General features: G+C 53.8%; 19 protein-coding genes. 8 read left to right on the top strand and 11 right to left on the bottom strand.

Features of this window, described 5'->3' with window-relative positions; translation table 11 throughout:
• Positions 1-19: 19 nt before the first annotated feature.
• From MIH18_RS17200 to dctP, 3 genes are all read right to left on the bottom strand, one after another.
• Positions 20-2113: a 3-hydroxyacyl-CoA dehydrogenase NAD-binding domain-containing protein gene (locus MIH18_RS17200; protein ID WP_249013048.1), complete on the bottom strand. Its 2094-nt coding sequence runs from the start codon at positions 2111-2113 to the stop codon at positions 20-22.
• 183 nt (positions 2114-2296) lie between these two features.
• On the bottom strand, positions 2297-3124 hold the full coding sequence (locus tag MIH18_RS17195; RefSeq protein ID WP_249013047.1) for an IclR family transcriptional regulator: 828 nt from the start codon (positions 3122-3124) through the stop codon (positions 2297-2299).
• A 543-nt stretch (positions 3125-3667) separates the two neighbouring features.
• Complete coding sequence (dctP, locus tag MIH18_RS17190) at positions 3668-4714, bottom strand: TRAP transporter substrate-binding protein DctP (protein ID WP_249013046.1); 1047 nt, start codon at positions 4712-4714, stop codon at positions 3668-3670.
• Positions 4715-5274: 560 nt separating this feature from the next.
• On the opposite strand from dctP, the gene MIH18_RS23970 reads away from it, so the two are divergent.
• Positions 5275-5397 carry a hypothetical protein gene (locus MIH18_RS23970; RefSeq protein WP_283164760.1) on the top strand — a complete coding sequence of 41 codons (123 nt, stop codon included), beginning with the start codon at positions 5275-5277 and terminating at the stop codon, positions 5395-5397.
• An 88-nt stretch (positions 5398-5485) separates the two neighbouring features.
• Here the strand turns inward: MIH18_RS23970 and MIH18_RS17185 are convergent, their stop codons facing one another.
• Entirely contained in the window at positions 5486-5944 is a 459-nt protein-coding gene (locus MIH18_RS17185; protein ID WP_249013045.1) for a MaoC family dehydratase, read from the bottom strand.
• A gap of 105 nt (positions 5945-6049) precedes the next feature.
• Between MIH18_RS17185 and MIH18_RS17180 the strand changes: the two genes are divergently transcribed.
• Positions 6050-7078 (top strand): NADP-dependent oxidoreductase, encoded by a 1029-nt coding sequence (locus MIH18_RS17180; RefSeq protein ID WP_249013044.1) that lies wholly within the window; start codon positions 6050-6052, stop codon positions 7076-7078.
• 114 nt (positions 7079-7192) lie between these two features.
• Here MIH18_RS17180 and MIH18_RS17175 read toward each other — a convergent pair whose 3' ends face one another.
• Positions 7193-8554: a hypothetical protein gene (locus MIH18_RS17175; RefSeq protein ID WP_249013043.1), complete on the bottom strand. Its 1362-nt coding sequence runs from the start codon at positions 8552-8554 to the stop codon at positions 7193-7195.
• 211 nt (positions 8555-8765) lie between these two features.
• On the opposite strand from MIH18_RS17175, the gene MIH18_RS17170 reads away from it, so the two are divergent.
• Together MIH18_RS17170 and MIH18_RS17165 are read left to right on the top strand one after the other, a co-directional pair.
• Positions 8766-9971: a 3-oxoadipyl-CoA thiolase gene (locus MIH18_RS17170; RefSeq protein WP_283164759.1), complete on the top strand. Its 1206-nt coding sequence runs from the start codon at positions 8766-8768 to the stop codon at positions 9969-9971.
• Between the two features lie 21 nt (positions 9972-9992).
• A complete protein-coding gene (locus tag MIH18_RS17165; RefSeq protein WP_249013042.1) occupies positions 9993-11159 on the top strand; it encodes an acyl-CoA dehydrogenase in 1167 nt (388 codons plus the stop codon).
• Between the two features lie 89 nt (positions 11160-11248).
• On the opposite strand, the gene MIH18_RS17160 is transcribed toward MIH18_RS17165, so the two are convergent.
• Positions 11249-12574, bottom strand: a complete 1326-nt coding sequence (locus tag MIH18_RS17160; protein WP_249013041.1) for a porin — start codon at positions 12572-12574, stop codon at positions 11249-11251.
• A 329-nt stretch (positions 12575-12903) separates the two neighbouring features.
• On the opposite strand from MIH18_RS17160, the gene MIH18_RS17155 reads away from it, so the two are divergent.
• The 4 genes from MIH18_RS17155 to MIH18_RS17140 all read left to right on the top strand — a co-directional run bounded on the left by MIH18_RS17155 (position 12904) and on the right by MIH18_RS17140 (position 16593).
• A complete protein-coding gene (locus MIH18_RS17155) occupies positions 12904-14100 on the top strand; it encodes an acyl-CoA dehydrogenase family protein (RefSeq protein ID WP_249013040.1) in 1197 nt (398 codons plus the stop codon).
• Between the two features lie 10 nt (positions 14101-14110).
• Positions 14111-15253 carry an acyl-CoA dehydrogenase gene (locus MIH18_RS17150; protein WP_249013039.1) on the top strand — a complete coding sequence of 381 codons (1143 nt, stop codon included), beginning with the start codon at positions 14111-14113 and terminating at the stop codon, positions 15251-15253.
• 110 nt (positions 15254-15363) lie between these two features.
• Positions 15364-16125, top strand: a complete 762-nt coding sequence (locus tag MIH18_RS17145; RefSeq protein WP_249013038.1) for a class II aldolase/adducin family protein — start codon at positions 15364-15366, stop codon at positions 16123-16125.
• Between the two features lie 12 nt (positions 16126-16137).
• Positions 16138-16593, top strand: coding sequence for a MaoC family dehydratase (locus tag MIH18_RS17140; protein WP_249013037.1), 456 nt, complete (start codon positions 16138-16140; stop codon positions 16591-16593).
• 23 nt (positions 16594-16616) lie between these two features.
• Here the strand turns inward: MIH18_RS17140 and MIH18_RS17135 are convergent, their stop codons facing one another.
• From MIH18_RS17135 to MIH18_RS17115, 5 genes are all read right to left on the bottom strand, one after another.
• Entirely contained in the window at positions 16617-17552 is a 936-nt protein-coding gene (locus tag MIH18_RS17135; protein ID WP_249013036.1) for a 2-dehydropantoate 2-reductase, read from the bottom strand.
• A gap of 109 nt (positions 17553-17661) precedes the next feature.
• Positions 17662-18810: an ABC transporter substrate-binding protein gene (locus tag MIH18_RS17130; protein ID WP_249013035.1), complete on the bottom strand. Its 1149-nt coding sequence runs from the start codon at positions 18808-18810 to the stop codon at positions 17662-17664.
• Between the two features lie 51 nt (positions 18811-18861).
• Positions 18862-19569 carry an ABC transporter ATP-binding protein gene (locus MIH18_RS17125; protein ID WP_249013034.1) on the bottom strand — a complete coding sequence of 236 codons (708 nt, stop codon included), beginning with the start codon at positions 19567-19569 and terminating at the stop codon, positions 18862-18864.
• Positions 19556-20323, bottom strand: coding sequence for an ABC transporter ATP-binding protein (locus tag MIH18_RS17120; RefSeq protein ID WP_249013033.1), 768 nt, complete (start codon positions 20321-20323; stop codon positions 19556-19558). Before MIH18_RS17120 ends, MIH18_RS17125 begins: the two co-directional genes overlap by 14 nt.
• The gene (locus tag MIH18_RS17115) at positions 20316-21353 is read right to left on the bottom strand and encodes a branched-chain amino acid ABC transporter permease (RefSeq protein ID WP_249013032.1); all 1038 of its coding nucleotides are present in this window, start codon (positions 21351-21353) and stop codon (positions 20316-20318) included. Before MIH18_RS17115 ends, MIH18_RS17120 begins: the two co-directional genes overlap by 8 nt.
• Position 21354 lies beyond the last annotated feature (1 nt).

Here is a 21354-nt window from a genome sequence, read left to right as displayed (position 1 = left end):
TTAAAGGTAGTTAGCAGACTTACAAGTCGCCGAATTTCTTTCCCTCAGCAACCAACTGCTTGAGCAAATTAGCGGGTTTCCACTGTTCACCACCAACATCACCATGGTACTTCTCAACCGCCGCCAGAATCAGATCCAGACCAACCTGATCCGCCCAGAACATCGGGCCACCACGGTAAGCCGGGAAACCATAGCCGTAGATCCAGACCGCATCTATATCCAGAGCGCGGTCAGCTACGCCCTCTTCCAGAATCTTGGCTGCCTCATTCACCATCACATACATGCAGCGCTCAAGAATTTCCTGATCCGTAATTTCACGTGAACTAATACCCTGTTCTTTACGGAAATCTTCGATGACCCGCTTCACTTCAGGGTCAGGAACAGGAGTGCGGCTGCCCTCTTCGTACGCGTACACACCTTTCATAGTTTTCTGGCCAAGACGATTTTGCTCAGCAAGCTTATCCATCCAGCTGCGCGCTACTTGCTCGCCGGCATTTCGAAGCTCTTCACGAATCCGATAACCAACATCGATACCCGCCAGGTCAGACATCGCAAACTGGCCCATGGGATAACCCAGATCCGTCAACACCTTGTCTACCTGTTGCGGCGTGGCGCCTTCATTAACCAGCGCCATAGCTTCGGTGCCACGCTTGTGCAGCATGCGATTGCCAACAAAGCCGTGGCAGTTGCCCACCAGCACACCTACTTTTTTGATCTTCTTGGCCACCGCCATCACCGTCGCTTTCACCTCATCAGAGGTCTTGCTGCCGCGAACGTTCTCCAGCAACCTCATCACGTTGGCCGGGCTGAAGAAGTGCATACCCACAACGTCTTCCGGACGCTTGGTGGCAGACGCAATTTCGTCAATGTCCAGAGTAGAGGTGTTGGAGGCCAGAATGGCTCCGGGCTTACAAACGTCATCCAGCTTCGCGAAGATCTCCTTTTTAACGGCCATGTTTTCGAACACAGCTTCAATCACCAGATCCACGTCTTTGAAATCGTCATAACTCAGGCTGCCGGTGATCAGCGCCATCCGATCTTCCACCTGCTGCTGCGTGATGCGCCCCTTCTTCGCGGAGCTTTCATAGTTCTTGCGGATAATGCCCAACCCCTTGTCCAGGGCTTCCTGCTTCATCTCCACGATGGTGACGGGGATGCCGACGTTGGCAAAGTTCATGGCAATACCACCGCCCATGGTACCGGCGCCGATGACACCGACGCTGTTCACATCGCGTACCGGCGTATCCTTCGACAGACCTTTTACTTTGGAAACTTCACGTTCGGCAAAGAACGAATGAATCAGACCATCGCGCTGGGGAGAGTCCATGCACTCCATAAACAACTCACGCTCGCGCTTCATGCCGTCAGCGAACGGCAAGTTAAACGCCGCTTCAATGGCATCTACACACTTGAACGGAGAAAACTGACCACGGGCCTTCTTTTGCAGCACGGCACGGAACTGATCAAATACGTCGCTGCCCTTGTCGGCCGCAACCTTGTCCGTCAGATCACGAACCCGACGCACCGGCTTACCCTCATCGGCAATCTGCTGCGCGTAGACAAGGCCTGCAGCTTTCACGTCATTACCGTCGTCAACGGCATCTACGATGCCAAACGCAAGAGCGTCTTTAGCACCAACAAACTCACCTGAGGTAATCATTTCCAGCGCTTTTTGCGCTCCGGTCAGGCGAGGCAAGCGCTGAGTACCACCGGCGCCTGGCAATAGGCCAAGTTTCACTTCCGGCAGGCCAACCTTCGCACTGCTCAATGCAACCCGGTAATGGCAACCAAGAGCCATTTCCAGCCCACCACCCAGCGCCGTGCCATGGATCGCTGCAACAAGAGGCTTGTCACTGTTTTCATATTGTTCAACGACTGCGGGCAGCCCCGGTTTCTGCATGGGCTTGCCAAACTCACGGATGTCCGCACCCGCAATGAAGGTACGGCCTTCACACACCAGCAAAAGCACCTTGGCGTTTGAATCTTTTTGCCCTTGCTCCAGCGCAGCAACCAGTCCGGAACGTACCGCGTGGCTGAGGGCATTGACCGGCGGGTAATTCACGGTAATCACGCCAATACTGCCTTCACGATTGTAATTTACGACCTCAGACATAACCTCTCCCTCGCTTTATATGAAATTTAATTTTAACACGCGAAACATGCATACAATTTAATACAAGTTCTCTCCGGGTTTCAACCACCATTTAAAACCAGGCACAAAAAAACCGCAGAACGAATCCTGCGGTTTTATGTGAAGCTCGGGGTAATGCGCCGGGCCTGGCGCTCCGGAACCGGATTAAACGCCGAGCGTCTCAATGTCACTTGCCAGCAAGGCCAACTGGTGGGCAATAGAACCACGAAGCTTCTCAGCGGGCACCAAGTAGGAAGGCGCGGCACACGTCAGTGTCATGATCGTGCCATCTTGCAGATGAACAGGCACACCGGCGGAATTGATATTGCGATCCCACTCACCGATTGAAAGGCAGAAACCATACTTCTTATAGTCTTCCATGGCGCGGTCCAGCCCTTCCTTTTTCTCGGGCCAGGATTCCGGGCCGTACTTTAACTCCATCGCATCTTCAATAACCTTACGCCCTTTATCAGAAACTGAGCAGTAATAGGCCCGGCCTGCAGACGTGGTCGCCATGGGCAGCTTGATACCAATATCCATACGCAGCAAAGAAGCTTCCGGAGGCAGGCGGTTTTCGACATAGATCATATGAAGCCGGTCACGACAGGTCAAACCCACAGACATATTAGTCTGGCGCGCAAATTCATCCATGTAAGGCTTGGCTAACTGGCGCACTTTCAGGTTGGACACGTACGCATAACCCAATGCCAGCACACCGGAGCTGAGCTGATATTTTTCCAGTTGGGTGCTGTAGCTCAGATACCCCAACTTGGTCAGGGTGTATGTCATACGGGATATGGTTGGTTTGGGCAGGCCGGTAAGTCGGGCAATATCCTGATTACCGAGAATGACAGAACCCTGACTGAAAGCACGCAGCACATCCAGGCCGCGGGACAGCGCTTCGACGAACTTCCGATCTTTCTCCTGCTTCACTGGTTCGCCGTCACCGGAAGCGGTCACAAGCTCCGGTAAAGTAGCTTCTGCTTTTGACATAATGTGGCGTCCTCCAACAACGTCGTCTGCCCCAGTTCCGGGCTATAAGTTTGGTATATACAAAGTGAACGGCATTCTAATCGTTGACGAATGCAAGTACCACAAACTCCGGTCAAAACTACCATCAAAATGAAACATTTGCTTTTCAATCCGCATCCTGCAGCTCGAAAAACTGCCACCCATGAGTAAGAATTGGTATATCGTTTTGCCTGACTGCCTCTTCTGGCCCATCCTGAACACCCCTTCCAGGCGAACGTTAACAGTCATTCCGGCTGAAAATGAACGCTTTTTGGTGATTTTTCGGAATCGGTGTTCACGTTTAACCAGAATCTTTCTCAACACATTTTTTTAAATCGTTTTCTACTCTGATTCCTTTTTTCGGGGATCAGGGCCATGCCAGCAGAGACAATTCCAATACCCAAAATCAGAGAAGTGCTTCGTCTGCGGCTGGAAGCCAGGCTCTCATCTCCGGTTGGCAAAACTGTGACAGAAAAAAACCGGGCAGCCCCTATTGGGGCGTACCCGGCGTATTGGTTTGCTGGCTTAGAGGTACCCGAGATCTGTCCGGTAGCTATTCAGCATATCCAGGGCTTTCTGAGTTCTTTCGCTGCGCTTGCCTTCTTCTTTCCACATGCGCTGGGCGGTCTTAACCAGGCGCTCCCGGACGTCATCAGGCAAGGTATTAATCTTGACACCGTCTTCGGCAATCGCTTTAGCGAGAGCAACGCGCTCTTGATACAGGTATTCGTTGGTGCGCACCCAGAAACTCTCTTTCAGCGCCTGCTTGACGATCTGCTGCATGTCTTCCGGCAGTTTATCCAGGGCTTTCTGGTTGACGAGGAAGGCGTCAGTGCCGGCAATGGTTAGGCTCGGCTTGACGTGGTACTTGGCCACTTCATAAAGCCCCATGCTCGCAGCGCCCTGGGCTGCGCCCCAGTGAGCACCGTCCAAAACACCGGTATCCAGCGCGGTATAGAGTTCACCGCCGGAAACATAGGACGCCGCCGCACCGGCTTCGGACAGAAACCTCTGCAGCGAGCCGGTGGAGCGAATCTTCAGGCGGGTAAAGTCCTCCCAGCTATTGATGGGTTTCTTGATCACCATCTCGGTCGGATAGGCCTTTTCGGTAGCCCAGTAAACGCCGTGTTCTGCTGCTTCGTCCCGCAACATCTGCTCGAATCCGAGGTTCTCGTGGAAATAGACGGCTTCCCAGACATTCTGGAAAGCAAACGGCAGACCTGCTGCAATGGCAGCAAGGCTGACTGAATCCTGGGCGTACGAAGCGTTGATGGTACCCATTTCGATAATGCCACGACTGACGGCTTTAAACGTCTCCCGGGCCTTGAACAGCGCGCCGGATTCGTAAAGCTCGAGTTTCAGGCGGCCATCTGTGCGCTCCTCAAGTACATTCTTCAGGCGTACAAGGCTATCCTGATACGAGACGCTGGAGCTGGGATAGTGAGACTGCACCTTCCAGGTAAAGGTCTCTTGTGCGGCAGCGGGGCTGACAACCAGAGCGCCTGAAACGCCGAGTGTAATGGCGGTGGCATAAATACCGAGTTTTTTGCGATAGCGAGTAAGGATTTTCATAGTATTACCTCTTATTGTTGTGTCTGCTGTGTCGTTGTCGGTTTTTTCTTTTTGAACCGCACTGCGGTATTCTGGACCGCAAGGCGAACTATTATTTTTTTAGCTTATCATATGATTGTCTTTTTTCAATATTTAGCAGATATCTACTGTTTCAGGTAGGCAGTTCGCAGCTCCCGTTTCAATACCTTGCCAATAGTGTTCCGGGACAGATCCTCCAGGAATTCAACTGCGGACAGTCGCTGGGCCTTGTCGAGACGGAGATTGGCCCATGCCAGAATATCTGGCTGCCAAAGCCCTGGAGCCGGGTAGTGCGTTGCGCAATTGTTGTATGCCGACAGGAGCAACGGTGCCGTATTCACCCTCGAGACCTCAAACCTGGCTGACCTTAGCTGTTCGTTGGCTCAGAAGCTCTTCCCGAACTCACTGAATAGCCCGGATATATTGTTGAGCAACTGTTTTGATCGATACGAATCTCAAGTGCGGGCGACTCATTGCTTCACAGATTGCGGCTGCATCGACCCGATGGGCTACAACAAGTCAGCGGACTTCTACACCGGAGTATGCCGGACAATTTCAACCCTTATGAAGTCAAGGTTATTGACGACAAGCGTGGTTTTGTCACCCCCACCACCGTGGCGGTGGTCAAGGACGGCAAGATTGTCGTGGAATGCATGAGCGAGTAAGCTGGGCTCGCCTCTGGCGCGAGGTATCTGATGAATAAAAAGAGCGGGAACTCCTTTTTTATGTCGCGCACAGGTTGCGCCATGGGGCTCAAGCTTTGACGTACATGGCCAGGGTTTCAGCAACGCAAGCGGGTTTGGTCTCGCCGTTGATTTCCACTGTGGTCTGGTAAGTTGCCAGTACACGTTTGTCGTCGACCGGCGTGACATCAATGAGTTCCACCCGGGAGCGGATATCCGAGCCCGATTTTACGGCGGATGGCAGTCGAAGTTTGTTCATGCCGTAGTTGATGGTGGCGGCAGTGCCGGTGATGTGCATAACGCTCTGGTTCATGACGGGAATCAGCGAAATGGTCAGAAAGCCGTGAGCCACGGGGCTTTTCCAAGGAGATTCTGTGGTCGCACGTTCAACGTCGACATGAATCCACTGATGATCCCCCGTGGCGTCAGCAAAGGCCCGGATCATCTCCTGAGTAATGGTTTTCCAGGGGCTGCAGCCAATGACTTCACCTTTGTGGCTGGCTAGTTCATCCAGAGCAATCGTTATCATTATTGTTTCCTTTATTTCGCTTACGAGAGATATAAGAGCTTCCTAAGCTTCCTATTTTATTTTCATGCACCCGCTCTCAGGGTGCAACCACCAGAGGTGAAAACAATGGATAAAAATCAACAGTACATACTTGCCCAGCGCCCAATCGGTATGCCTGACGAGCATAGCCTGAAGTTACAGGACAGCGCTTTGCCCGAGCCAGGGGAGGGTCAGGCTCTGCTGAAGACGATTTATCTATCGCTGGACCCTTATATGCGCGGTCGTATGAACGATGCCGCCTCCTATGCCAAGAGCGTTGAGCTCGGTGAGGTGATGGGAGGGCAGACCATCAGTGAAGTTGTGGTCAGTAACAGTCCGGCGGTGAGTGCCGGCGACTACGTGCTCAGCAGCAACGGCTGGCAGCGCTATGCCGTGGCCAACGCGGATACACTGGTGAAGCTTGACCCGGCCCAGGCGCCGATCAGTACCGGGGTCGGCGTACTGGGTATGCCCGGCTTCACCGCGTACGTGGGATTGCTGCAGTTTGGCCAGCCCAAACAGGGTGATACGGTTGTGGTATCCGCCGCCGCTGGTGCCGTTGGCCAGGTGGTCGGACAGATCGCCAAGATGCGTGGCTGTCGTGTCGTTGGCGTCGCAGGGGCGCCGGACAAGTGCGACCATGTGGTCCGGGAATATGGTTTTGATGTTTGCGTCAATTACAAAGACGACGATTTCGAAGCCCAGCTGGCGAAGGCCTGCCCCGATGGCATCGACATCTATTTCGAGAATGTCGGTGGTCGGGTGTTTGATGCGGTGATGACGCTGGTCAATGACTTTGCCCGCATTCCGGTCTGCGGCCGCATCGCTCACTACAATCAGACGTCGTTACCAGAGGGGCCGGATCGACTGGTGCCGTTCATGGGCAAGATTCTGGTCAAGCGGTTAATGTTGCGTGGTTTTATCCAGTCGGATCATCTCGAACATCTGGCGGATTTCCGCCGCGACATGAGCCAGTGGATTCGGGACGGCAAGATCCATTATCAGGAGGACATCGTCGACGGTTTAGAGAATACCGTTAGCGCCTTCCAGGGTTTGCTGCAGGGTAAAAACCGCGGCAAGATGCTGGTGAGGGTTGCGCCAGATCCGACGCGGTAATCCAGGTTGTAGTCAGGCCCGCTTCAAACTCCGGTGGGTGATGCGTTAAGAAAAAGGGTGTTCACGTTCGCCGGAAAACGCACTGACAGAATATAAAACTTCTGGAAGCGTCCCTTATTGAATTATTGGCAAGACAACGATCTCGAAAGCGAGAAGCGCCAGCAACAGTGGCACTGCCATTAATACAAACACGCCATTCCAGCGAAATGCCACCACCCAACGCGACACCTGACCAAAGCGGGACAGCAGCATGACAGCCGGCCCGAAGGGTGAGAGCATCATCGCCAAAGAAAAGCCGATAACCAAGGCTACGGATATCAGAATCGGATCCATGCCTTCCGCAATGAGCTGCGGTAGCAGGCCAGCCAGAACGCTGAGCACCGTAATCGGAATAATCCCAATGGTTGATAGCAGCGGCAGGCTGAGCATGCCGGCTGCTGCGAGTACCCACATTCCGCCAGCGGAGGTCACAAGGCCACTTAAAGCATCCTCGGGAATCACGCTGGAGACTGACACCCCCAGAATTGCAGACGCGGCAAAAATCGCCATTTCATTATTCATGGCTGAAACCTGAGTCACGCTCTCCTTGAGCACAATCCCAAGCGATCTTTCTTGCCACGCCATATAAAGAAGCGTAACGGATGGCACTGCCATCATGGCGGCAACTGACACTTTAAAGTCAGTCAAAGCAACGATAACAGCCATAATTAAGAAGACAGTTAAGACCAGCCCAAACAGCCGCAAAGTGCCCGGTGGCCACTGTTCCAGAGCCACACGCTCGCTACTGACCTGCCGGAAACGACGTTGCTCCAGCAACCAGCCAACCGCAATCAGGACCACGGACGCCGCAAGGCCGTAGGGCAAAAGCATGGACCAGCTTAACTGAGGCAGTTCACGGGTCAGTATGGCCACGGCGACGCTGGTTGGCGCAACCAGGGGAACAAGAGCAAAACCGCGAAGCGCGCTGACCAGAACACTACGCAGCCACTGCAGGCGGGATTCACCGGTAATTCCACGCTCCTGCAAGGTTTCCGAAAGGCTGCCACACAACAGATTCATCATGCCGAAACTCAGCACCGAAGCTATGCCACAACTAACCAGAGCGTACTTCGGATACAACCAGACCGCGCGACCACCCAACAAGACATCGTGAATCCGGCGCAGTACTTCAAAACGCCTGACCAGGCACTGCATCATTCCCAGGCTGCCAAGGAAGGCGGCGTAAAATGCCGCATCCGCAGACGCTTTGATTAACCGGTCCATGCCCAGCTGGCCGTGAACATAAAACCACCCCGTGACGGCCAAAGAAACCAACAACAGAATGCGGGAATATCCCTGCAGGCGACTACCCGCCCATAGAAAGCAGAAAATAAACAACAGGCCCGCGATCGCACTGAGCTGACTGCTGGAAATGCATATAGCAATCAACTGAGCCAGAACCGCCAACGGTAACAGCCACCGGTCTGCAGTATTCATACCTGCTCCGTCCTTGCCAGACTCACGCTAACAGGGATGGTCTCTGCTTGCATTTCATATACACCCGGATTAGTCTTTTGCTAATTGAATACAAAACTAAGTTTCGCTTGATGAAACTATACTAGCATAAACGACACGGCGTCCCGGGATATTTTACCCCCGAACCTGCACGCTAACCCCGGCGGTTTGTGCACCCCCCAGAGGAAAAATAATGAGTGCATTTATCTATGATGGTCTTCGAACCGCTTTTGGTCGCCACGCGGGCGCTCTTTCCCGGGTCCGGCCCGATGACTTGCTGGCACATGTGATCCGCGCGCTGATTGAGCGTAATGCGTTCGCCCCGGAAGCCTATGAAGACGTCATTGCAGGCTGTACCAATCAAGCGGGCGAAGATGCGCGCAACGTGGCACGTCACGCTGGGCTGCTGGCAGGCCTTCCAGTCGAGACAGGCGGACTGACCGTTAACCGGCTTTGTGGCTCCGGACTGGCGGCCATCATAGACGCTGCCCGAGCGGTTCGTTGCGGCGAAGGTGAATTGTTTGTGGCCGGCGGCACCGAGAGCATGAGCCGTGCCCCTTTTGTGATCGCCAAGGGCGAGACTCCTTTCAGCAGGGATTTCCGTGCCTTCGACAGCACCATTGGCGCACGTTTCCCGAACCCGCTTATTGAGCGCGAGTTTGGAGCAGATACGATGCCGGAGACCGCCGATAACATTGCCCGCGATCTGGGATTGAGCCGAGAGCTGACAGATCAGTTTGCTGCCCAGAGCCAGGCCCGTTATGAAGAGGCCCGTCGCACAGGTTTTTATACCGATGAAATTCTGGCGATTGATGTACCCCAGGGCGGAAAAAAACCACCAGTCACCGTTCGCGAAGACGAACACCCACGCCCCCAATCAAACGCAGAGTCGCTTGCAAAGCTCCGCCCGTTATTTGAGGGCGGTGTAGTAACGGCGGGCAATGCCTCTGGAATTAACGACGGTGCCGCTGCCCTGATTATCGGGTCCAGAGAAGCCGGTGAGCGCGCCGGCGTAAGACCCCGCGCCCGCATTGTGTCGGCCGCTATTGCGGGGGTTTCACCACGGCTAATGGGGTTAGGCCCGGTTCCAGCCTGCAAAAAAGCGTTGGCTCGCGCGGGCTTAACGCTCGCTGACATAGATGTAATCGAGATTAACGAGGCATTTTCAGTTCAGGTTCTCGGTTGTATCACTCAACTGGGAATAGACCCTGCTGATTCCCGGCTGAACCCGAACGGGGGGGCCATTGCAATGGGCCACCCGCTGGGCGCATCCGGCGCCAGGATTGCACTCACCGCCACCCGTCAGCTAGAGCGCAACGGCGGACGCTACGCCCTTATCAGCCTGTGTATTGGCGTTGGCCAAGGCATTGCCGCTGTGATTGAACGAGTTAATAACTGATTTTCACCGAGGAGAAACAGCATGGCTTCCGCGTCTTGGGATGACCTATTGCACTTTGACAAACAACTGGATGAAACCGAACGTCAGGTTCGGGACAGTATTCGTGGCTTTTGTGACCAGCGCCTGATGCCTGGCATTGTTGAGGCAAACCGGCACGAAAAATTTGACCGCTCTATCTTCACCGACATGGGTGAGTTGGGCATGCTCGGCGCTACCTTGCCGGAAGAATACGGTGGCGCTGGCCTGAACCATGTGTGTTATGGCCTGATTGCCCGGGAAGTGGAGCGTGTGGATTCCGCCTACCGCTCGGCTCTGAGCGTTCAGTCCTCGCTGGTTATGTACCCGATTTACTCATTTGGCCAGGAAGCACTGAAAAAGCGTGTACTGCCAAAACTGGCCTCCGGTGAACGGGTTGGCTGTTTCGGTTTGACCGAGCCCGACCACGGCTCTGACCCTGGCGGCATGGAAACCCGCGCCAAGAAAGTGGATGGCGGCTATCTGGTCAGCGGCTCCAAAACCTGGATTACCAACTCCCCCATTGCGGATGTCTTCGTGATTTGGGCCAAACTTGACGGTAAGGTCACCGGCTTTGTATTGGAGCGCGGCGCCAAAGGTCTGGATACCCCAAAAATTGAAGGCAAGTTTTCCTTACGTGCGTCCGAAACCGGCTCCATCTTTATGGACGATGTGTTCTGCCCTGACGAGAATAAACTGGACGTAGAAGGCCTGAAAGGTCCGTTCAGTTGTCTCAACAAAGCTCGCTATGGCATCAGTTGGGGCTCTCTCGGCGCAGCGGAATTTTGCTGGCATGCAGCCCGCAATTACACCTTGGAACGCAAGCAGTTTGGTAAGCCATTAGCCGCGAACCAGCTTATCCAGAAAAAGCTGGTAGACATGCAGACCGACATTGCCCTTGGCCTGCAAGGTGCGTTGCAGCTTGGCCGCCTGATGGACGCTGGTGAAGCATCTCCGGATGCAATTTCCCTGATGAAGCGCAACAACTGCGGTAAGTCATTGGACATAGCGCGGGTCGCCCGTGACATGCACGGAGGCAACGGTATTTCAGACGAATACCATGTCATCCGCCACGTGATGAACCTCGAAGCAGTCAATACCTATGAGGGCACCCATGACGTTCACGCCCTGATCCTTGGCCGTGGCCAGACAGGTATTGCAGCGTTTGGCTGATCTTGCATAAGGACTGCCCACAAAAAACCCCTTCTCACGGAGGGGTTTTTTGTGGGCAGTCCGACCAGGGCCGGACAGTTTTCCTTAGATCAGAAAGACAGCTTCGCTGACGCCATGACCTGCTCGTACTGCTTGCTGCTGCTACTGGCAATCTCGCCAAAATCCCAGTAAGCGTATTCAAGGCCTAACGTGAGATTCTTATGGGCTGACCACAACAAGTTAGCGTGCACAGAGGTCGAGCTATCAAAGTAACTCAAAGTACCTGCAGGCGAAGCACGCAAGCCGTCTACGATTTCGGTATGTGAAACTGTCAGGCTCGAGCGCCAGGCCGGGGACCAGAAGTGGCGATAGGCCGCTGTCGCACCATAGGTTTTAAGCGGCTCGACATCTCCTTGCGCCCGGGCTACCAAATCGACATCCGGATAAGTCAAAAGCCCCATGTAGCGACCCAGTGCGCCATAGCTATACTGCAGCCGCAAGTCATCCTTACCAACCGTTGGTATGCGTGCACTCAAAGACACCGCACCATCGGTTTTGGTTTCGTTAGCTGCGTTGTCCTCAAAATTGCGTAACAAACCTGCGATAGAATAAAAACCAAACTGACCACGCAACTGATAACGAACAGCCAAGTCCGGATAAGACTGATCATCGTAGGAATTACCATAGAAGCCATCTTCCGGGTTTTCCAAAGACATCATCAGCTTGCCGCCCGGGACGGCCATGTTGTAACGAATCAGAGGCTGGGTAACGTAGATGAAAGCGGCCATTTTGCCCTGGCCCAAAATTTCCGGCAGTGCGGCAAGATCGGTAAAGGTGGTGTAAGTCTGGCCAAAATCCCAGTTATTCCACGAGCCATACGCCTGACGCAAGCGCGGAGCGTAACTGTTGGAAACGATTTCGTTACCCGTCTCGTTCAGAGCGTCATTCAAATCCTGATTGAAATCCATTTCAATGTAAGTCGTCAGCATGTGACCAGCAACATCATCAGTTTCTGTACCAATGCTAAGGCGCGATTCACGGGCACTAAAGCCCGTTTTCCAATCACTTTCACCTGAGGCAGCTGCTGAGGCATAGGTGCGAGGCAAACCTACCGTGTAGCTATTAAGTGAGCCGTTTCCGCCGGAACCGAAGATCGCATCGGCCTTGATGAAACCACCGAACGAAATGGTAGTGCCACCAATTTTTATGCCATCGCCATTGCGTAGCAGATACGGGTTATCGTCCTGCAGCTCTGGCGCGGTAGAGACTGCGCCTTCCAATGTGCGCTCCAGTGTTTGTACGCGATCACGCAACTCTTGCAACTCAGAGCTTTCTTGGGCAGCGACGTTGGCAGCACCAAAGGTCACCAAAGGCATCGATGCCAGAGCTATAACCCGGGCCAGTGGTTTAGCGTGAAAATGCTTTCTTGTTGTCATCTCAAACCTCTTAACGAAGTGGTATGTGTCGTTATTATTGAAATTGCCCATGCACGGCCTTAAAGAGTACCTGACCAAACATGCAGTTTCGCACTGCGGTACTGTAACAGCTTTATATTTTATCTAGCAGTACAACTTTCCATACACACGAATATAAACAAAGGTTTTAAGTTCAACAAGGCCTTTAAGGTATTAATTTTTAAAACCGAATCACGCATAGCACTATGCTTGTTTCATTATCGTTGACACAAGCATCTATTTTGTTCGATCATTGAGTAATTATGCTATGCGGTATATATTTTCGCTGTAACGCAAAAAGAGGCTATTCGATGAACATGAACTACACCGCCGAGGAGCTCGCGTTCCGCGACGAAGTGCGCGCCTTTCTGGATAAAAAACTGCCGGCAGACATTGCTGCCAAAGTGAAGGGCTTTCGTCACCTAACCAAAGAAGACCACCTGCGCTGGCAGCAGATCCTCTGTGCCCAGGGCTGGTACGCCACGCACTGGCCGGAAGAATATGGCGGTGTAAAGTGGACACCGGTTCAGAAACACATCTGGGATGAAGAGTCCTGCCGCTACGGCGTGCCACGCTCTATTCCATTCGGCGTAAACATGGTGGCGCCCGTTATCATCAAGTTTGGTAACGAAGAACAAAAGCAGACCTACCTGCCCCGCATCCTCAGCGGCGAGGACTGGTGGTGCCAAGGCTATTCGGAGCCAGGTGCAGGCTCCGATCTGGCATCACTTAAAACCCGCGCCGTGCGTCAGGGCGACCACTATATTGTGAATGGCCAGAAAACCTGGACCACCCTTGGTCAGTACGCCAACATGATTTTTTGCCTGGTACGCACCAACACCGAGGTAAAGGCACAGGAAGGCATCTCCTTTCTGTTGATCGACATGAACACACCAGGCATCACCGTACGCCCGATCATCACCCTCGATGGCGAGCACGAAGTGAACGAAGTCTTCTTTGAAGATGTAAAGGTTCCGGTTGAAAACCTGGTGGGTGAAGAAGATAAAGGTTGGACCTACGCCAAGTTCCTGCTGACGTACGAGCGCACAGGCCTGGCCGGCATCGGTTTGTCCAAAGCCGCACTGTCTCACTTGAAAGCGCTGGCCTCACGCCGCATCAAGAATGGCCGCCCGCTGATTGAAGACACAACATTCAGCCAGCGCATTGCCAAGGTTGAGATCGATTTGATGGCAGCAACCACCAGCAACCTGCGCATCATTGCAGCGGTTGAAGGCGGCGGCGTTCCCGGCGCTGAGAGCTCGATGCTGAAGGTGAAAGGCACAGAAATTCGTCAGGCTATTAACGACCTGGCACGCCGAGCCATTGGGCCTTATGCCATTCCGTTTGTGGAAGAAGAGCTGAACCTGGATTACGAAGGCGAGTTCCTGTCAGACGAGAACGCCGCTCCCCTTTCGGCACAGTATTTCAACAACCGCAAGCTCTCGATTTTCGGCGGATCAAACGAGATCCAAAAAAATATCGTGTCGAAAATGATTCTCGGGCTTTAAGGAGACGACCATGGATTTCCGACTCAATGAAGAGCAGCAGATGCTGCAGGACACCGTGGCCCGTATGGTGCGCGGTGAGTACAGTTTTGAAAAGCGCCTAGAGTTCAGTGAAACCGACGCCGGGTTCAGCGTTGATTTCTGGAAACAGCTCAGCGAACTGGGGCTGACAGCCGTGCCTTTCGCCGAAGAGCTAGGCGGCTTCGGCGGTGGCGGTGTAGAAGTCCAGTCTGTCATGACCGAACTGGGCCGCGGCCTATGTCTGGAGCCGTACCTGCAGTCTGTTATTTTTGCTGGGGGGCTGATTAACCAGGCGGGCAACGCTAGCCAGAAAGAAACCTGGCTGAGCGGCATTGCCAGCGGCGAACTGCAAGCGGCGGTTGCGCTTCAGGAACCCCAGAGTTTCTACGATCTGAACGACGTGGAAACCCGTGCCGAGAAAAACGACGCAGGCTACGTTCTCAATGGCCGAAAGGCCGTGGTGATTGGCGGGCACTGTGCCGACATCATGCTGATATCCGCTCGCAGCTCCGGTGATAGCCGTGATGCCAGCGGCATCAGCTTGTTTGCACTTAAAGCGGATACCGCCGGAATAGAGCGCCGGGTTTATCCCACCATCGACGGCTCCAAAGGTTGCGACGTTACCCTGAACAATGTTCAGGTAAATGCTGACGCCCTACTGGGCGAAGAAGGCAGTGCCGCCGAGGTGATTGAGTATCAGTCAGGGCGCGCCATTGCAGCGCTGTGTGCAGAAGCTGTGGGTGTTATGGAAATGGCCAACGAGCTGACCCTGGGTTACCTCAAACAACGCAAGCAGTTTGGCGTGCCCATCGGCAAGTTTCAGGTACTTCAGCACCGTATGGTAGACATGATGTCTGAACTGGAACAGGCCCGCTCTATGGCGATCCTGGCAGCCAGCGTGGCAGACGAAGAACAGAGTACTGACCGCCGCCGCGTGCTGGCCGCCGCAAAAAATGTCATCGGCCGCAGCGGGCAGTTTATTTCAGAACAGGGTATACAATCTCATGGTGGCATCGGCATGACGTGGGAATATAACTTCGCCCACTACGCCAAGCGTCTGATCATGATCAATCACCAACTGGGTGATGACGACTTCCACCTGGAACGCTATGCCTCTCTATTACAGGCAAGCTAAACTCGTCAATGAGTGAGCCCGAGCCCTCGTTCTGATCAGCCAGGGGACTTTTTCAGGGGGGTGGTTCGCCACCCCCTTTGTTATTCAAAGTCAGGAATAAGGTGAACAATATGACAACAAACACCTCGAATGCCGATGCTAATACGCTGAGAGTGGAAGAATGGCAGGTTCGCAGTAAGCTGGCGGCAGCCTATCGGCTCGTCGCTCTGTTCGGGTGGGACGATCTGGTTTTCACCCACCTCTCCGCCCGCGTACCTGGCCCCGAACATCACTTTCTTATTAATCCTTACGGCCTGCTGTTCCACGAGATTACGGCGTCCTCTCTGGTAAAAGTGGACCAAGACGGACAGGTTGTGCAATCTGGGGGCCTTAGCAGGGTGAACCCCGCCGGCTTTACCATACACAGTGCTGTGCACATGGGGCGCGACGATGCCGGTGCTGTTATGCATCTTCATGCGCCAGACGGCGTGGCGGTTTCCGCCCACAAAGACGGTCTGTTACCGCTGAGCCAAACGGCCATGCTCTGCCTGGCGCACGTGAGTTACCACGACTATGAAGGTGTGGCCCTGAATCTGGATGAGCGAGAACGCCTGATTCGTGACCTTGGGGACAAATCCATGATGATGCTGCGCAATCACGGTGTTCTGACCGCTGGCAAAGACGTACCGGAAACCTTCACGTACCTGTACTTCTTGATGAAAGCCTGCGAGATACAGGTTAAAGCACAGAGTTGCGGCCCGGTGTATATGCCCTCCGAGCAAGCTATTCGAACAACCGCAGAACAGTCAAAAACCCTAGGTAGCGCAGCGGCGCTCACCTGGCCGGCACTGCTGCGGCTTCTCGACAGCAAAAACCCCGGTTACGCGGTATAGGAAGGGCTCACTATGGTGGAAATACAATTTGATGAGCTGGCAGGTCATAAAGGGCGCCTGTGTTGCTACAGCCCCTGGCTGACCATTACCCAGGAAATGGTCAGGGCATTTGCCGATGCCACGGGTGATCACCAGTGGATTCATGTGGACGTGGAGCGGGCAAAGCGGGAGTCACCATGGAAAAGCCCGGTTGCTCATGGTTACCTGACGGTATCTCTGATTTCTCGGCTTAATCCTCAGGCATTGCGGGTAACCGGCACTACAGCCACCATTAATTACGGTACGAACAAACTCCGCTTTCCCGCGGCTGTGCCGGTAGGCTCGGAGATCCGCACGAAAGTTGAGCTGATAGACGTTACACCCGTAGGCGACAAAAGAACGCTGGCGACGTACAAAACCACGGTAGAAATCAACGGCCAAGACAAACCAGCGTGTGTAACCGAAAACCTTGCCATGTATGTAGCCTGACGCAAGGCGGCTGTAACCAAATATTACTCTCGCCCTTCCAGCGCTGCGCGCATCTTCAAGGTGACCAGCACAGTATTCAGGTGGGGCACTGGCACGTCATGACGCTTGGCCAGAGCCACCACATTACCCAGAACGGCCTCCCGCTCAATGGGGCGGTTGTTCAGGTAATCCAGCGCCATGCTGTTCTTGTATGGGGGCATTTTTCGGGTGCCCTCAATGTTCTGACCGATCAGCCCCTCATCCATTGGGTAGCCTTCTGCCGCAGCCACGCCCATCACCTCACGCATCATGGCCCGAACGAGCTCTTCGCCGCCTTCGGTATCCAAAATGGTTCGGGTATCTGCGCCGTTGGCAATCACAGACAAGGGGTTGAACGGGGTATTCCAGAGGCACTTGCGCCAACGCTCACCCACAACGCGCTCAGTCAGGTCGATCTTAATGCCGCCTTCTACAAACAGTTGAGATAAAGCCCGGCAGTTCTCATCAACGCCTTCCGGATAACGCCCCATCACTAACTTGCCATAAGCTTTATGCTCAACCACACCGGATTCGGTTCGGCTCGCAGCAATAAACGCCAAACAGCTTATAAGTGGGTTGTCTGGGTAAGCATCTGCCAGTTCCTTTTCGATATCCAAGCCATTTTCGATCAGCACCAAGCGGGTCTTCTCACCCATCCAGGGGGCGACCAGCGCAACCCGATCCACGCCCGGCAGAACTTTCACGCACAGAACCAGAAAGTCGGGGGCTTCGTCAGGCAAGTCACCATCACGGTATACATGGTCAGGCTCGAAGGACAGATCTCCGAACGGGCTTGTGATACGGATACCATGATCTTTAACAGCACCATAATCTGAACGCAGCACCGCGCTTACCGAACAACCGGCCTTCTTGAGGATGGCACCGTAGAAGCTACCAATGGCTCCGGCGCCAACAATCAAAATACTGGGCTTATCACTCATGTTCGGAACAACTCCCTATGCGCAAGCTGAAGGTTGAGGCTATGGATGGTCTAGCGAGACTGGACGGGAAAAGCCTTGCTCGGCTTGCTCCCGTCACCCAGCCGAGGATTTAGTCTTTGGAAATCCGCACAATTTTGCCATCTTTTACCGTAGCCATAGTAGCGTTGGTCACGAAACCACCGCCCTTCGTTACGTCTGTGACAGCATACGGGTTTTTACTGGAGTCCATGCTTCTGAGAGCATCACCTATGGCAGCCCGCAGCACTTTCGGCTCCGTCGAGTCTGTCGCATCCATGGCTTCTACAAGAGCGTGTAACGCCAAGTAGTTGTAGGCAGCCTCAGAGCCCGGCATTTTATCGTACTCGGCTTTGTAACGTTCAATGAAACCCTTAGCCGCTTCGGTCTCGTAAACACTCAAAGGCACCACACCTACTGCACCCTCGAGCATGTCCAAGCTGCCGGCAGCTTTAGCCACTTCATCAATTTTGGCTTGATCCATAATAACAAAGCTACCCTCAAACCCCATCTGCCGCGCCTGCCGCACGACCAGACCGGTAGGATCTGACGCGCCACCAACGAACATAACATCTGGCTTGGCAGCAATGACCCGGCTCACACCGGTGAAAAAGTCAGCAGACTTGTTATAATCCATCGGGTTGTTGGCAACCACGGTTCCACCTTTGGCCACCCACTCTTTCTCGATCATGGAGGCCCAGATTTTTGCGTACTCATGGGTAGCCCCGGCCATACCCAGGGTCTTGCCATGATGTTCCTGAGCATATTCGGTGAACATCCGCACATAGCCGTCAAACGTAGGCGGAATGCGCAGAGTCAGGGTATTTCCCTTTTCCGTTACCGCCGGGACACTGGTATAGGCCATAACCAGGAAGTTGGCTTTCTCGTTGAAGTCCTGCAGAGCAAAAGTGCCGCCGGAATGTGGAGTAAAGACAGCAGGAACGTTAGATTCCTGTTTCAAACGTTTGGCGTTTGTTGCTGCCTGGGCTGGGGAGTACCGATCATCCAGCGAAACCATGTTGATGGTGGTTTTCTCGCCGTTCAAATCGAAACCACCTGCTGCGTTGATTTCATCCGCAGCCATACGCAGGCCAGATAGCGTATTTTCGCCATACAAAGCAGCACCACCGCTTAGCGGCCCGGTAAAACCAATATTGACCTCGCCAGCCATAGCACCTGTTGCAACGCTCATACTCAGAGTTACCGCCGCGACTGCACGGCCCAGTGTCGTTACTATTTTCATTGTTTTCTCCTGGTTTGTTGCTTTCTTATCATGCGTCAAATATCGAAACGGTCAGGCTCCAATGTAGGCCTTGCGAACTTCTTCATTGCCCAGCATGGCTTCCCGGTCGCCCTCCATCACCAAGTGGCCGTTCTCCATCACATAGGCACGGTGAGCGATTTTCAGAGCCGCGAAGGCATTCTGTTCAGCCAGTAACACGGTGGTACCAAGGCTGTTAATCTGTTTTATGGTTTCAAACATCTGCTTGACCACCAGCGGGGCCAAGCCCAGGGAAGGTTCGTCCAACATCAGTAAACGCGGTCGACTCATCATGGCTCGGCCTATGGCTACCATCTGCTGCTGTCCGCCAGACAACGATCCCGCCGGTTGCTGGGCCTTGTCCTCCAATATCGGAAACAGCTCAAGTACCTCATTCAAACGCTTCTTGTTGCCCTGCCTGTCCCGGCGATGAACGTAAGCGCCCATCATCAGATTTTGCATAACGCTCATCTCGGGAAACAACTTTCGCCCTTCCGCACACTGCACCACGCCACCGCCTACAACGGCGCTGGGTTTCATCCCGTTAAGTTGTTTGTCTTCAAACTGGATGGTGCCAGCCGTAGCCTTAACAAGGCCGCTGATTGCATTGAAAAGTGTGGTCTTTCCGGCACCGTTGGCACCCAGAAGAACCACCAACTCACCCGTCTCAACGGTCATCGAGATATTTGTAAGCGCCTTGAAACTGCCGTAGCAGACGTCGAGCTTATCAAGCTGCAGCATCTTCACCACCTCCCAGATAGGCTTCGATCACTACCGGGTTATTACGTATCTCTTCCGGCGTTCCCTCGGCAATTTTCTCGCCGTGATCCAGTACCATGATTTTATCTGCCAGGTTCATGATCATGTCCATTTTGTGCTCTATCAGGCACACGGTCAGACCTTTATCCACCATTTTGCGCATAAGCCGGGCAAAGCTCGCCGTTTCTTCCGGGTTTACGCCGGCTGCTGGCTCATCCAGAAGTACGATTTTCGGGTCGGTCGCCAGCGCCAGGGCAAAAGCCACTCGCTTGCGTTCCTCCTGGGTGATATCGGCAATGAACTGGCCAGCAACATGGCCAAGCTCTACAAATTCCAGAGCTTCCTGAGCCTTGTCCCGAGCGGCTTTTTCCTCGCGCTGCAGACGTTTGCTGTTGATTAGCACATCCCACAGCCCAGAACGCGTGCGTAGCCGGTGACCAACAATAAGGTTATCCAGCACCGTGGCCTGCTCAAATAAATTGGTTGTCTGGAAGGTACGACCAACACCAAGCATAGCCACCTTATCTGAGGGCAGGTGAGTCACGTCCACGCCGTCCAGCAAAATGCGCCCGGATGTGGGCTGGTGCAGCCCGGAAATGAGATTAAAGAAGGTGCTTTTCCCGGCGCCATTGGGCCCGATGATCGCGTTGATCTTACCGGTCTCGAATTCCACAGAAACATCGTTCACTGCGGCCAGACCGCCAAACATTTTGGTCAGACGTTCTACCTTAAGCATTATTCTCTGCCTCCCCGGCCTGCTTCGCGGCAGTTACCTTGCTCTGCGCTTGTTTCTTGCCCGGCGCCAGTGATTGCGCCTTATGATGCATCCAAGAGAGGAAAGAGCCGGAAATGCCACGGGGGGCGAAGATCACCAGCAATACCAGAAGGGGCCCGAAGATAATCATTCGGTACTCTTCAAGGAATTGCAGAGATTGCGTAATCCACACAATGCCCACGGTGCCAAGCAGCGGGCCTGTCAACGTGCCAATACCACCCACCAACAAATAGGTGATCATGTCGAAAGTATGGTTAATGTTCGCTTCTTCGGGGCCGATGATACGCACCATGCCGGCATAGAGCGCACCGGCCAGACCGGCATATGTGGTTGAAAGCACAAATGCCAGCAGCTTGTTACGCATCAGGTTAATACCCAGGGATTGCGCCAACTCATCACCGTTACGAATGGCGATAAACGTACGCCCCAGCAACGACCGGGACAGGCGCCCCATAAACCAGATGGCAAATACGAGAAACGCCAAAACCAGATAGTAAAAAGGTGTGGTATCTGTGAAATCAACCAGGCCAAAGCCATAGGGCGCAGCAATATCACGAACGCCAATCGCGCCGTGGGTGAGCTCTTCCCACTTGTCTATCAGCAGATAGATAATGAAACCCACGCACAGCGTAAATATGGCGAAGTAATGTTCCTTCAACCGCAGGGACACAATCCCCACCAGGAAACCCAGCACTGCCGTCATGAGCAGCGCCCCAAGAAGCGCCGGCCAAAAGCCCCAGCCAGCATCAGCAGTGAGCAGCCCCAGCGTATAGGCTCCAATGGCAAAAAACCCACCATGAGCCAGGTTAAGCTGGCCACAATATCCGGTAATGATGTTTAGGCCGTAAACGGCTATGGCCCATACAAAAGCCGACGCCATAACATAAACTTGGTACTCATTGCTGGCCAGAAACGGGAAAACAAGTGCGAATGCCAACATTGCCAGCTTGGCGCCCGGCTTCATCAGTAGCTTTCCTATTTTGTAAAACATG

The sequence above is a fragment of the Marinobacter sp. M3C genome (genome assembly GCF_023311895.1).
Taxonomy (GTDB): Bacteria; Pseudomonadota; Gammaproteobacteria; order Pseudomonadales; family Oleiphilaceae; genus Marinobacter.
Note: the sequence above shows the minus strand (reverse complement) of the source record. Positions and strands in the feature narration are given on the sequence as shown.